Annotated in this window: 14 protein-coding genes, 1 tRNA gene and 1 pseudogene; 10 read left to right on the top strand and 6 right to left on the bottom strand. The window is 46.6% G+C overall.

Features of this window, described 5'->3' with window-relative positions:
* Window positions 1-364 (top strand): VRR-NUC domain-containing protein (locus tag KDK16_RS12655; RefSeq protein WP_257276396.1); only part of this gene is annotated, 364 nt, incomplete at its 5' end.
* Window positions 365-1,147: 783 nt separating this feature from the next.
* Here the strand turns inward: KDK16_RS12655 and KDK16_RS12650 are convergent.
* Window positions 1,148-1,222, bottom strand: a tRNA-Arg gene (locus KDK16_RS12650).
* A gap of 487 nt (window positions 1,223-1,709) precedes the next feature.
* Here KDK16_RS12650 and KDK16_RS13660 point away from each other — a divergent pair.
* From KDK16_RS13660 to KDK16_RS12635, 3 genes and pseudogenes are all read left to right on the top strand, one after another.
* A pseudogene (locus KDK16_RS13660) lies at window positions 1,710-1,895 on the top strand (RING finger domain-containing protein); the annotation flags it as partial.
* Between the two features lie 117 nt (window positions 1,896-2,012).
* Window positions 2,013-2,255 (top strand): hypothetical protein, encoded by a 243-nt coding sequence (locus KDK16_RS12645; RefSeq protein WP_257276395.1) that lies wholly within the window; start codon window positions 2,013-2,015, stop codon window positions 2,253-2,255.
* Window positions 2,256-2,780: 525 nt separating this feature from the next.
* On the top strand, window positions 2,781-3,200 hold the full coding sequence (locus KDK16_RS12635; RefSeq protein WP_257276394.1) for a cytochrome c5 family protein: 420 nt from the start codon (window positions 2,781-2,783) through the stop codon (window positions 3,198-3,200).
* A gap of 22 nt (window positions 3,201-3,222) precedes the next feature.
* Here the strand turns inward: KDK16_RS12635 and KDK16_RS12630 are convergent, their stop codons facing one another.
* From KDK16_RS12630 to KDK16_RS12620, 3 genes are read right to left on the bottom strand one after another with little or no spacing between them, the layout of a single operon-like run.
* Window positions 3,223-4,161 (bottom strand): universal stress protein, encoded by a 939-nt coding sequence (locus KDK16_RS12630; protein WP_257276393.1) that lies wholly within the window; start codon window positions 4,159-4,161, stop codon window positions 3,223-3,225.
* 10 nt (window positions 4,162-4,171) lie between these two features.
* The gene (locus tag KDK16_RS12625; RefSeq protein ID WP_257276392.1) at window positions 4,172-4,789 is read right to left on the bottom strand and encodes a LysE family translocator; all 618 of its coding nucleotides are present in this window, start codon (window positions 4,787-4,789) and stop codon (window positions 4,172-4,174) included.
* Complete coding sequence (locus tag KDK16_RS12620; RefSeq protein ID WP_257276391.1) at window positions 4,789-5,595, bottom strand: PhzF family phenazine biosynthesis protein; 807 nt, start codon at window positions 5,593-5,595, stop codon at window positions 4,789-4,791. The genes KDK16_RS12625 and KDK16_RS12620 overlap by 1 nt, the downstream gene beginning before the upstream one ends.
* A 281-nt stretch (window positions 5,596-5,876) precedes the next feature.
* Between KDK16_RS12620 and KDK16_RS12615 the strand changes: the two genes are divergently transcribed.
* The 5 genes from KDK16_RS12615 to selD all read left to right on the top strand — a co-directional run bounded on the left by KDK16_RS12615 (window position 5,877) and on the right by selD (window position 10,440).
* The gene (locus tag KDK16_RS12615) at window positions 5,877-7,274 is read left to right on the top strand and encodes a PLP-dependent aminotransferase family protein (protein ID WP_257276390.1); all 1,398 of its coding nucleotides are present in this window, start codon (window positions 5,877-5,879) and stop codon (window positions 7,272-7,274) included.
* A 24-nt stretch (window positions 7,275-7,298) separates the two neighbouring features.
* Window positions 7,299-7,823 (top strand): DUF2878 domain-containing protein, encoded by a 525-nt coding sequence (locus tag KDK16_RS12610; protein WP_257276389.1) that lies wholly within the window; start codon window positions 7,299-7,301, stop codon window positions 7,821-7,823.
* A gap of 210 nt (window positions 7,824-8,033) precedes the next feature.
* On the top strand, window positions 8,034-8,519 hold the full coding sequence (locus KDK16_RS12605) for a hypothetical protein (protein WP_257276388.1): 486 nt from the start codon (window positions 8,034-8,036) through the stop codon (window positions 8,517-8,519).
* 216 nt (window positions 8,520-8,735) lie between these two features.
* Window positions 8,736-9,062 (top strand): hypothetical protein, encoded by a 327-nt coding sequence (locus tag KDK16_RS12600; RefSeq protein WP_257276387.1) that lies wholly within the window; start codon window positions 8,736-8,738, stop codon window positions 9,060-9,062.
* Window positions 9,063-9,387: 325 nt separating this feature from the next.
* Complete coding sequence (gene selD / locus KDK16_RS12595) at window positions 9,388-10,440, top strand: selenide, water dikinase SelD (protein WP_257276386.1); 1,053 nt, start codon at window positions 9,388-9,390, stop codon at window positions 10,438-10,440.
* A 46-nt stretch (window positions 10,441-10,486) separates the two neighbouring features.
* Here selD and KDK16_RS12590 read toward each other — a convergent pair whose 3' ends face one another.
* Complete coding sequence (locus KDK16_RS12590) at window positions 10,487-10,732, bottom strand: hypothetical protein (RefSeq protein WP_257276385.1); 246 nt, start codon at window positions 10,730-10,732, stop codon at window positions 10,487-10,489.
* A gap of 166 nt (window positions 10,733-10,898) precedes the next feature.
* The gene (locus KDK16_RS12585) at window positions 10,899-11,330 is read right to left on the bottom strand and encodes a secondary thiamine-phosphate synthase enzyme YjbQ (protein ID WP_257276384.1); all 432 of its coding nucleotides are present in this window, start codon (window positions 11,328-11,330) and stop codon (window positions 10,899-10,901) included.
* A gap of 74 nt (window positions 11,331-11,404) precedes the next feature.
* Between KDK16_RS12585 and KDK16_RS12580 the strand changes: the two genes are divergently transcribed.
* Window positions 11,405-11,846: hypothetical protein (locus KDK16_RS12580; RefSeq protein ID WP_257276383.1), on the top strand; the 442-nt coding region annotated here is incomplete at its 3' end.

Raw genomic sequence — 11,846 nt, 5'->3', positions numbered from 1 at the left:
GGCTCTGACAATTTACGAACAAAAGCAGGGTATTGCCAACCGGTTAGTCTATTGGCCCAGACTGTCAGAAAAGTTAATTACTCTCGCCTGCGATCTGATTCCCTGGATTCACCTGAAAACGATGCTGGAAAAGCTGGTTTTCGACTTTGCTCATAATCGTACTGGCTTTCCAGACCTGATTCTGTTCAAGCCAGAATCTCAGGAATACCGATGGGTGGAAGTAAAAGGCCCTGGCGACCGGCTTCAGGAAAACCAGAAGCGCTGGCTTGCCTTTTTTGCTGAACGCGATATGCCGGCTGAAGTGATTTATGTGGATTGGCTTAAAAGGGTCAGGGAACACCCAAAGCATGTGAATCAGGGTTAATGCTTTAGATGCTTTTTCAGACTAAATTTCATACAAAAGTTTCCTCTTGCCCATCCGACTCTGGATTATTCCTTCGATAAGGCGGTGGAGGGTCTGCAGGTGCAGTTAGCGTGTCTATTTCTCGATAGGGTGGCGGTTGCATTGAAATAATGGGCGAATAATTACAGCTACCGGAATTTTCATCAGCCCCTGGTAAATCCTCAAGCACGGGGGCACTTACGGGCTGGTTCGTAACTGGCAAATGCCTCTGACAGGCAACACTTGCCTCAGTTATACGACGGCAACGGATACTGCAGCCATCGTTCTGATATGCATTGTAAGCGGTGTAAGCCAGGCAACCAACACAAGAACCAGTAGGAAAACCGGCAATCAATCCTGTGTAAGTATTAGTTGTTGCGAGAGCAATCAAATTCCCTGAAAATCCACCAAGCGCAGCTCCTAAGCCTGTAAAAACTCCACCACAAATCGCGTGTTTTCTGGCACTTTGCGACGTTGGGTCTGGGCAAATGCATTCTACTATGGTTGCACTTCCTGCTGCCTGCATAACCTACCTCCTTTAATATTTTGTTTCGTGATTATTTAATTGGACTTAAGTACAATAAAAAAGTTCCTCAGTTTTTTGTTAGAAAAAAATGAATATTTCTCTCTGTCATAACCACGGAGCAGCAGGCACTACAAGGTCAGCCGGATAATCTTGTCTGTAGTCTTTGATATGTGAAGTGGCGGAGTTGACTGAGCCCTGAAAGGATCGCTATTCGGTGTAACCATGGCCAATCAATGAAATGGCGCTCTCGTAGGGAATCGAACCCCAATCTCAGCCTCCGGAGGGCCGCGTGTTATCCGTTACACCACGAGAGCATTAACTAACGCAGCTTCGACAGGGCTGAATGCGGTTAGAGTTCTTATCCAGCTGAGCTGCGGCTGCTTGAAACCACTTTACTACAGTGCTTTCAGCGGAGGCCAATATTACTGATCAGCTTCCTGTCTGTCTATGGCTTTTTGCCGCAAACAGGGTTTTAGTCACTGGTATCTAAAGCTGAACAGCTTTTGGCTGATTCGACAACTGTCAACAAATAACCTTTCCCGTGGCAAGAGTCTGCAAAGAAAGCGTGGCGCTTTCATATGGCCAATTGACACCTTTCCCCACCTGAAGAGGGTGTCTTACGCGAATTGAGGATAATATGAAATCTGATCTGGACGAACATGACACTGGCCTCTATACATAATGCATAAATCTGAAAGCATCACTTAATAACAAAGTCAGGGACTTCGAAGTTGATGCATTCCTTTGGAGTTTTTTGTAATGCTTGTTCTCTTGATTAAAATTAAAATGGTGTAGCCGTTTATGCGCTTGTTTCTTTCTTTAGTTTTCAACTTAAGTTTAACAATCAGCATAGGCTACGCGGACGTGTGTCCAATTTGTCTACATGAAATTGACAGTGGTCAGCAAAGTACCAGCCTCTGCTGCGGACATGATTTTCATGAGGATTGCATAGAGACATTACGATCACATCATCATGATCTATTATGCCCGGTTTGTAGGCAACGGTCCCGAATACACCGTGGTGCAAGTTCAGCAGATCATAGAATTTGTTTTGAGCAAGAACCTATGTCACAGGCACTTACCAGACCAGAGTCTCAGGCATCAATGATTGCTGCACTACAAAAAGGGCCGGCAAGTCCAAAATTACTGGTTTATGCTGCTCCATTCGTAGAATCACAAAAAGATTTCCCAGCAAGAGACGATACTGGCAGAGAATTATACGAAACATTATCTACTTTGTTTTTTCAGCGTTTATCAGAGTTAAGCGAAGCCGATAAATCGAAATATGAAAAAGGTCTTGAAGAGCTCGTGAATTTTCTAAACGAGCCAGAGACAGAGACGCAATGACAGCTGGTTTTATTGAGTGCATGTTCTGTAAGTGTTATAGCAATAGTAACTTATCTTTAACTTTATAATGGCCGACTCCGTCGTTTCATGCTGCTCAAAGTCAACCAGCATTTGAACGTTTTATTCTGTTGTAAAACCAGGAGCCATTCGGTTGCATACTCCCGAACCTCTTCCAGAGACTCAAAGAGGTGTTCGTTTACCCAGCTGTATCGAACGACTCTAAGTACCAATGTTTATATTTATATAAAATATACAATAAAATCAATTAGTTAAACAATTAGCTGATATAACAAACGTTTTGTTCTATAATCCGCGTTGCTTAAAAAGAATTCGGTTACTGGCGGTGCCCTGAGCACACAATCAATAAAATCATCGCAATGGTTTATTCAGGTCCACAAGATGTAACCATAAACAGCATAAGCGTTGAGATGTCTGCCGTAGCCGCTGGCTAATTACATGGTGCCGCAGACCTTTGTCGATATAGGGGATAAGTGAGTGTCTCGGGTAACTCAAGTACGTACGTTAATGGCCTTGGTCGGTGGCCTGTTTTCTATTCTGGCGTTCGCCAAGCCTGCTGAACTGGATGAAATTTCCCGTAAAGAAGTAGCCGAGCGAATTGCACCTGTTGGCTCAGTGTGTCAACAAGGTGAAGAGTGCGCTGCCAATGTGGGCGCTTCTGCCAGCACCAGCAGTGGTCCTCGTTCCGGTGAGCAGATCTTCAATCAGTTCTGTACAGCCTGTCATACTTCCGGTCTGCTTGGCGCTCCGAAAAAAGGTGACAAGGCTACCTGGGAAACCAAACTGTCTGCAGCGGGTGATTTCAATAAACTACTGGCTAGCGCCATCAAGGGTGTCGGCAGCATGCCTCCAAAGGGAACCTGCATGGATTGCTCCGACGAAGAGATCAGCCACGCTATCGAATATATGAGTGGCCTCAAGCCCTGACAGGCTTTCAGTCCACAGGCCTTCAGGCCAGTGGACTGACGAAACCCTCCGGCTTCACTGCCAGAATTGAACAGTAGATATTGTTCAGAATATTCTCAGCCGTATTCCCCATCAGCATTCCCCGGGCATGACGGCTCAGAGTTCCCATTACGATCAGATCCACATTAATTTCATTGGCTAAATTCTGTATTTCTCTGGCAGCGCTGCCTTTCAAGAGATGTACTTTTACCTTGTCAGAGTCAGGATCAATGCCCGCGTCCAGCAGTGTTTTATCCAGTCTCTGCTGGTAGCGCTGATGGGTACTCTCCTGAAGATCATAGACCTCTTCGTCACCCAACATCCTTAATGCAGGTTGGTTCAATGGTAGATTCCAGACCGACACTATATGCAGCTCCGCATCTTCCTGACTGCTGAGGTAATGGCCATGGAGGAGCAGACTTCTATTGAGGGCCAATGCATCACTGTCCGGATCACCAACATCGACCGCTACCAGAATTCTACCAGTGAAATCAGGTAACTGATCCCTGCAGGCCATCATCAATACGGGAACCGGACATTTTCTCAGCAATGCGAGATCATTACCCGTTAACTGATTACGAACCAGTGCCCCGCTAGGATCCGCGAGTTTGATGACCAAATCCACACCGAACTCTTCAATCAAACCCGCGATGAGCTGTCTGGGCTTGCCAGCGACAATATGAACTTCAGCATCAATGCCTTCTTCCCATGCCAGCTGCCTGAGCTTTTCGGCATCCAGCTCCAGCTGTTTTTTCATAACGGCCTCAAGCTTGCCTTCCAGAGGGATAAACTGAAGCTTGCGCATGACTTCCAGGCTTTGATCAAAAAAGGCCATGATCAGTCTGGCGTTATTGTCAGCTACCAGCCTGAAGGCCTGTCTTAACTCGAGTTCGCTGGTATGGCTTCCGGTGATGGCAACCATAACGGTCTTGAAGGCATGCATTGTCAACCCCTCATAAGATCATCTCACCAATAACCGGAATAATAGACAGCACCAGTAAAAGCGCCATAGCGATGTTAAACGCCCTTTGATAAGACGACTGTTGCAACATCTTATTCAGACGAACACCGAAGAATAACCATACACCTACACAGGGAACCGCAGCGACCAGAAAGGCCAGCGCAATGACAAGCACTTGCAGAAACACATCTCCGGACACCGTTGTGTAAGCAGCCACGGCACCTGTCGCCATAATCCATGCTTTCGGGTTTACCCATTGAAACAGGGCTGACTGTATAAAAGTCAGTGGTCTGGATCTGCCGCCATTGAGATCGACAGGTGAAGACTTTGCAATGAGCCAGGCAAGGTACAGAAGATAAGCGACACCCAGAACCTTGATGATATCGTGCAGAACCGGAAAAAGATCAAACACCGCCCCCAGCCCCAACCCCACAAACAGCACCATCAAAGGAAAGCCCAGACAGATGCCTAAAAAGTGAGGGATGCTCTGCCGGGTACCATAATTCATACCTGAGGTCATGATCATGACATTATTGGGTCCCGGGGTAATCGTACTGGAAAAAGCAAAAGCCAGCAGGGGCCACAAAACAACACTTAACTCACCACTCATCATAAGCCTCCTGTAACGTTTATCAGGCCTTTCAGGTAGAGTACAGCGCGACCACGCAGCAAAACCCTGTCCTCACACCATTCACACTCCAGTTGCCCTGTTCTCGGGGAAATTTGTTCAGCTTTGAGTGTTCTTTTGCCCAATAGTTCAGACCAGTAAGGAGTTAGCATAGTATGAGCTGATCCAGTGACCGGATCTTCTTTTATGGCGACCTCAGGTCCGCCAAACCAGCGGGAGACGAAATCCACACCCACTCTTTCCGAACGAGCAGAAATAACCACACCGCGCACCCTGCTGTTCTTCAGGCCGGTGAAGTCCAGGTTCAGACTGGCTACTGTTTCTTCATTGGGAGCAACAATTAACAGATCATCTTTATTGAATCCGGAATCCAACGCTTCAAAGGGAAGCTGTTTTGCAACTTCTTCTGGAATGGGCTCATGAGCAAAGGAAGCCGCCGGAAAATCCAGTTCAATCAGGTCTTCTTTGAATCTGACGTTTAAAAGGCCGGATAAACTATCAAAAGATAACTCTTCTGATTGATCTCCCAGCTCATGTCGGATCACATAACTGGCTGCCAGTGTCGCATGCCCACACAGACTGACCTCTGCACCCGGTGTGAACCAGCGAATGTAATAACGTCCATCCGCGCCAGCAATAAAGGCTGTTTCTGAAAGGTTATTTTCCAGAGCTATGCTTTGCATCAGTTCATCAGACAGCATCTCTTCGACCGGGCAGATAGCAGCTGGATTACCTCGGAACAGTTCACTGGTAAAAGCATCGACCTGATAGATGGGAAGCACTTTCATTGTTCATTCCTTTCTTATGTTGCCTGGTGAAAAGCGATTTACACTCTCTTGTTTTGCTTGCCTTTGCTTTCAACGTTGGCGACCCTGACCAACCCTTTTTAAACGATTATTGTCGTATTCTTGCTTCTGCATAGCTGAAAGTTCCAATGATTCACGCATAAATTGTCACCATACAATTTTATTTTTATTTTACTTTTCCATTTGATTGCAGTGTAGAGGGTGCTTAGAATCGATCAACTCTTTTATTGTCACCATGACAATCATGCAAAAAAACTAAATCTATGATCGACTGGCAACCAAATCTGGATCGATTTTCCGGACCCAAATACAAAGCTTTGGCTGACGCCATAGAAGAGGCCATAACAGGGGGAGAGCTGAATAGTGGCGATCGACTGCCCACACATCGCTCTCTGTCTGACCAACTGGGCGTCACCGTCGGGACAATTACACGTGGCTACGCTGAAGCTGAACGACGACGGCTTGTTACCGCAAGAGTGGGAAGCGGTACTTTTGTTCTTGGTAAGGTCTGGAATAAAAGAGACTTCTCAATTCCGCAGCCCCGGCCATCCGACCTGATCGACCTCAGCCTCAGTTTGCCTGTCCCGGCCAGCCGAGAGCAGATTCTGGCCAATAGCCTGAGTTCAGTGGCCGAAAAATGGCAACAACTTTCATCTTTACTGGACTACCACCCGGAAACGGGCATCTCCCGGCATCGTGAAACCATGGTGCGCTGGATGCGCTATCACGGTATGGAAGCGGAATCAGACAACATTCTGATAACATCCGGTGGACAGAACGCCAATATGCTCACTCTCCAGGGACTGCTGAGGCCCGGAGATGTTATCGCATCAGAACATTTGACCTACCGCGGATTTATTAATGCTGCCAGACAGTGGCAGCTTCGCCATATCGGGTTGGCCATGGACCAGCATGGTCTGACGCCTCAGTCGCTGGACCAATGTTGCCATCAATTCAAACCGCGCCTTCTTTATCTGATGCCAAACCTTCAGAACCCAACGGCCACTTTGATGCCACTGGCCAGACGTCAGGAAATTCTGGACGTTGCTGCTGTGCATAATCTTGTGATTCTGGAAGACGATGTGCAGTTTATTCCGCCTGAAGAGCGGTTACCATCTCTCTACAGTCTTGCCCCGGAACGGGTGGTTTATACTACGAGCTTTTCCAAATCTCTGGCAGGAGGGCTGAGAGTCGGTTTTATTTGCAGCCCGGAAGACCTTAACCAGAAAATCAGGATCGCCATGCAAAACAACTGCTGGAGCACTCCCCCGCTGATGTCAGAAGTAGTAACAGAATGGATTGACTCCGGAGAAGCCCGGCAACTGACAGTCTGGCAGCGGGAAGAAATTCTGTACCGGCAGCACATTTTGGAAGAAACTATCGGGCATCTGGATATCCAGTCACAGCCTTACAGTTTTTATGCCTGGCTCAAGCTGCCGGAACCCTGGCGGGCAGAAACATTTGTCCAACAGCTGGAAAGTAAAAATGTTAAAGTGCTGCACTCTGAAGTGTTTGCGGTTGGCAGCTCGGCTGCACCTCAGGCCGTCAGAATCTGCATCAGCAGTCCATCATCAAGAGATCAACTCAGAAGAGGTCTGGAAACTATCAGCGCAATGCTGGCCTCTGAACCCAACCCTGTTTTAAGACCCATTGTCTTTTAAATAGCCTATTGAATGGTTTTTTAGATGAAACAATTGAACACTTCCTGGTTTAACGGTGTCCTGGCTTTAGCAGGCTGGCTGATCTGCATGACGACCCAGTCAAGCTGGGCTGTCGCCGCGACGGTAGTCATTCTAATGATCCATTTCTCCACCTCCGGTTACTGGAAAAAAGAGCGGGAGATTCTGGTTATCACCCTGATTCTGGGTAGCGCCCTGGATAGTGTGATGAGCAATATAAGTGTTCTTCAGTTTTCCGGTGAGAGTCGAATTCTTCCTTCATGGCTGGCTTGTATCTGGCTAATGCTAGGGTTGACCATTCGTCATAGTCTCAATTGGCTTGGTAAAAACAGACTGACTGGTAACTTGTTTGTTATTATTTTGACCGCAGTACATTACTTCCTGTTGTTACAGTTCACCTATGTTACCTCCCATCTGCCAACATGGCAGGCAGTGGCTATTCTTTCAATATTCGCAACACTAGTTATTAATATTATTCTGACATTTTCTGATATCTGGCTAGAAAAATATGAACGACAGACTACCGAATGATCGCTCATTGCTGAGGCAGAAAAATCACCGCCACTGGATTTCTTCGACAAAAACAGCTCCGAAAGGAGCCCAGTATAAAATACACTTACATAAAAGCATCACTTTCCTTACATAAAATATTGCAAGATAACGTCATTTCTGTGTAGCCTGACAGCATTTCCAGGCGATGAGTGCTACTAGTGCGCGCACAATAATAAAGGAACGTATTTTATGACCGTCTCAGCATCCCCTGTTAACGCCAGTGACTTCCTGAATCAAAAGGCAACTGATATCAGGTGCTGGTATGAGTCCGGCACTCAACCCATAGAGGGCCTGAATGTTCGTAAAATGCCGGCTCGTGCAGAGCCTCTTGAATATATACCCAGCCAGGGTAAAGCCAAAAACAAGGCTCGTTTCAAACTGATCGTCAGTAAGAGCTTTAAGCTCTGGTCGATAGACCTTGAAATGAGCTTTTTCTGCCAGCCCTGGTTAAGCAATGACGGTATAGCCAACCCACCTGGTTTGCTTTTCTCAGTCATTGATGACGAAAATACAGCCCACCCGATTGAATACCTGCCGATGGTGTTCGACTGTGATGAAGAGGGTATGAACGCACAACAGTGGTTCAGCTTCTGGATTCAAAAGATTCTGAAAAGACCTTCCATCAAAATTGTCTTTGCCTATAAACAACTGATTTCCTCTGAGCTTGACGACTGAAGGATTGTTTCATTAACGTGACACATGCAGTATTACTAATGAGAACCGGAGCCTGATTTGAGTTATTCGTAACCAAAGGCTCCTTTCTTTTTATTTCCGGCTATGTATACAATATTTGCTAGTACTTAATAGAAACAGACAGGGCTTTCTTAGTCTGGAAAACGCGGGGTTAGTACTTTAGTTTTTCCTGCCATCTAACACTTTTGAAGGAACAATATGCATCGTCTACTCCTGTTTTTCTTCACTGCTTCACTGTCGTTCTTCTCATACGCAGAATTCGGTCAATTTACTCATCGCTGGGTTGCTGTATTTGACACTGGCCTTGTTAACAGCTGCGATGCACAACGTCTTATTGAAAAGTTGAATGGCCTCTCTTCAGAGACAACGCTGTCACTGTTGCGCCCCTTCGGTTCCTGCGGAATTATTTTTCTGTCCGATGCACTGTTGGATCCTGAAACCCTTATTAAGCAAGACTCATCCATTCGATATATTGAACCCGATGGAATTAACAAAATCCTGCCGGTAATGCCAACCACCCATTAACAAAAACATATAAAATCTACTGCATTAACTAAAAGGGACTTTTACCTCCCTCCCCTAAAAAGAAAGTAGCAATGTCAATATAATCGAATAAAAGATCATACCCTTATTAGTCAAAACGATGGTTGAAACATCACTTTCCTAAAAAACTTTCTGCACCGCAGAGACAACCCAGGGCATTTAAAAATGTCAACAATGGCAGCAACATAAACCTGGTGACCCGTTGCCTGACATTAAACTCCCCGAACCCCCATTATTCCCTAATTACTTCTACTTCTGTTAGTGCTAAAGTGCGCAATTTTTTCGCTTATCTTTCTTGAGCACCCCAATGAGTTCTATAGACATCAACAACATCAAGCTGACTGAATACAGCAGTGGCGCAGGTTGCGGCTGCAAGATATCGCCTCAGATTCTTGACGGCATTCTGAAAACCAACCTTCAGTTGCCCGACTTCCCGGGGCTGATTGTCGGCAATTCCAGTAAGGATGATGCTGCTGTTTTTGATATGGGAAATGGTGAGGGAGTGATCAGCACCACCGACTTTTTCATGCCTATTGTTGATGATCCCTTCGATTTTGGCCGAATTGCTGCCACCAATGCGATCAGTGATATCTATGCCATGGGAGGTACGCCGATGATGGCTATTGCCATACTGGGCTGGCCAGTGAAAATTCTGCCCCCTGAAATTGCCGCAAAAGTTGTAGATGGGGGTCGCCAAGCCTGCGCAGATGCCCGCATTCCTCTGGCAGGTGGACACAGCATTGATGCTCCCGAACCCATTTTCGGACTGGCGGTCACCGGCAAGGTACCGCTGGAGCAGCTCAAGCGCAATGACCAGGCCCGGGCAGGGAGCAGGCTTTACCTCACCAAACCTCTTGGTGTGGGCATTCTGACTACAGCTCAGAAGAAAAAGCTGCTCAAGGATGAACACCGCCACCTGGCTCGTGACGCCATGTGTACTCTTAACAAGATTGGCGCAGAACTAGCGCAATTACCGGGTATCAGTGCCATAACTGATGTCACAGGATTTGGCCTGCTGGGTCACCTGATTGAAGTCTGTGAAGGCAGCAAAGTAGCGGCCACTATCAAAATGAACAGTCTGCCACTGCTCCCACACGTCAGTGAATACCAACTTCAAGACTGCATTCCGGGGGGCACTTTACGCAATTTTGACAGTTATGGACATAAGGCCGGGGCGGTCACAAAAGAGCAAAAACAGCTCCTGTGCGACCCACAGACCAGTGGTGGCTTACTGGTAGCTGTTGATAGAGAGAGTGAAAAAGCGTCTCTGACCCTTACCCGCCAGTATGGCCTTTCACTAGAGCCTATTGGTGAGCTGGAAAAGTATGCACAAGGCCCTTTGGTGAGGATTCAGATTTAAGCGGCCCAAAAAAAGCCCGACGGAAGTGTCGGGCTTTAAAATTGGGTTAGATTGTACGGTTACCGTATTCGCTCGAAGGCTTTTTGGGCGGATCAGCGGTAACGTTTGATGGGACTTCTTCTATCTCACCACCGGATTCAAGAAAGGCCTCTACCTGAGCGTTGAGACTCTCTCTGAGTTTTTTCCGGGACTCTACTGTGCGCTGATCAGCGGGTTCGTCTCGACTCCCCAGAAAACTGATATCAACCCCGTCAAAACCAGCAGCAGCTTTTTTCGGCGTTTTCCGTGCCATAGCTATTTCCTCTTGGATACTGGTCAATGGAGCAATCTGTGCTCCAACCCATATTTTTAGACTTTAGTTCCGATTTTTTTAAGTTATAGTCCAGCGTTGTTAAAACGCCAGTCGGTCTGAGTCCTCCGTCAATATACTGCTATTAAAAAAATCAATGAATTTATAATTACCTATATAGATTACCTTGTAAAGTCACAATCAATAGACGTTTTCCACCGCGCTCTTTGTGCTCTCCCAACCAGAGCCCCTGCCGGGTTCCCAGATTGAATCGGCCCTCAGTGATGGGCACCATGACACCAGCGCCCCACAGGCTCGACTTTATATGGGCCGGCATATCATCAGCCCCGCCAAGAACATGGCGATAGTAGTCGGCATCATCCGGAATAGCTTGAAGGGAAAACATTTCCATATCGTGACGAACATCCGGATCTGTATTCTCATTCAGAGTGAGGGATGCGGACGTATGCTGAATAAAGATATGAGCCAAACCCATCTGATACTTCGAAAGCTCGGGAAGCTTTGACTCTAACTCATCAGTTATAAGATGAAAGCCCCTGTCTTTTTCCGATAGTAGAATCAATTTCTGATACCAGGCCATATAAAGTCTTCTCCTGTCTTGCCGAACTGCATTGAGCCATTGAAGCCTTTTACTCAGCTTAACGGGCCTGCTTAATGATTCAGAGATATTGGCTCAATCTTTTACTGTTTCTCTCTTTTCTGGCCACATCGTCCTACGCCAACGATTTGAATAAGTTTGGTTGTGATTTTCTCGACATGCAGACTTTTTACATGGAGGAGCTGGGAGTCAGTGATGTCGTTATTATTCATCTGACTCAAAAAATGGATACGCCTGAGATAAAGGGTTTTACCCAACAACTCGGGCCGAAAAAGTACCTTATAGCCCTGGCAGAAGGTCTGGAACCCAGCGAAATAAGAGTCACCATGGCTCACGAACTGGTCCATGTCCGGCAGCTGGAAGAAGGCTCTATCGAAAACAAGGAGTTCGAAAAACATTATCTGGACAGAAGCTTCGAAGATGAAGCCTTTCGGCTAAGCCTGCCAATGGCTGCCCGATTCTACACCAGCCATTCATGTAATGATCAAGAGTCTGGCA

This window comes from Endozoicomonas sp. SESOKO4 (genome assembly GCF_024606275.1).
The sequence above is the reverse complement of the archived record's forward strand: the minus strand, read 5'-3'. Positions and strand labels throughout refer to the sequence as shown.

What these genes read in the sequence shown, in the direction of transcription:
- KDK16_RS12610 (WP_257276389.1), top strand. Translation starts at nt 7,299, where the DNA reads ATGAAACAATTGAACACTTCCTGGTTTAACGGTGTCCTGGCTTTAGCA.
- KDK16_RS12620 (WP_257276391.1), bottom strand. Translation starts at nt 5,595, where the DNA reads ATGAAAGTGCTTCCCATCTATCAGGTCGATGCTTTTACCAGTGAACTG.
- KDK16_RS12590 (WP_257276385.1), bottom strand. Translation starts at nt 10,732, where the DNA reads ATGGCACGGAAAACGCCGAAAAAAGCTGCTGCTGGTTTTGACGGGGTT.
- KDK16_RS12635 (WP_257276394.1), top strand. Translation starts at nt 2,781, where the DNA reads ATGGCCTTGGTCGGTGGCCTGTTTTCTATTCTGGCGTTCGCCAAGCCT.
- KDK16_RS12625 (WP_257276392.1), bottom strand. Translation starts at nt 4,789, where the DNA reads ATGAGTGGTGAGTTAAGTGTTGTTTTGTGGCCCCTGCTGGCTTTTGCT.
- KDK16_RS12600 (WP_257276387.1), top strand. Translation starts at nt 8,736, where the DNA reads ATGCATCGTCTACTCCTGTTTTTCTTCACTGCTTCACTGTCGTTCTTC.
- KDK16_RS12615 (WP_257276390.1), top strand. Translation starts at nt 5,877, where the DNA reads ATGATCGACTGGCAACCAAATCTGGATCGATTTTCCGGACCCAAATAC.
- KDK16_RS12645 (WP_257276395.1), top strand. Translation starts at nt 2,013, where the DNA reads ATGATTGCTGCACTACAAAAAGGGCCGGCAAGTCCAAAATTACTGGTT.
- selD (WP_257276386.1), top strand. Translation starts at nt 9,388, where the DNA reads ATGAGTTCTATAGACATCAACAACATCAAGCTGACTGAATACAGCAGT.
- KDK16_RS12630 (WP_257276393.1), bottom strand. Translation starts at nt 4,161, where the DNA reads ATGCATGCCTTCAAGACCGTTATGGTTGCCATCACCGGAAGCCATACC.
- KDK16_RS12605 (WP_257276388.1), top strand. Translation starts at nt 8,034, where the DNA reads ATGACCGTCTCAGCATCCCCTGTTAACGCCAGTGACTTCCTGAATCAA.
- KDK16_RS12585 (WP_257276384.1), bottom strand. Translation starts at nt 11,330, where the DNA reads ATGGCCTGGTATCAGAAATTGATTCTACTATCGGAAAAAGACAGGGGC.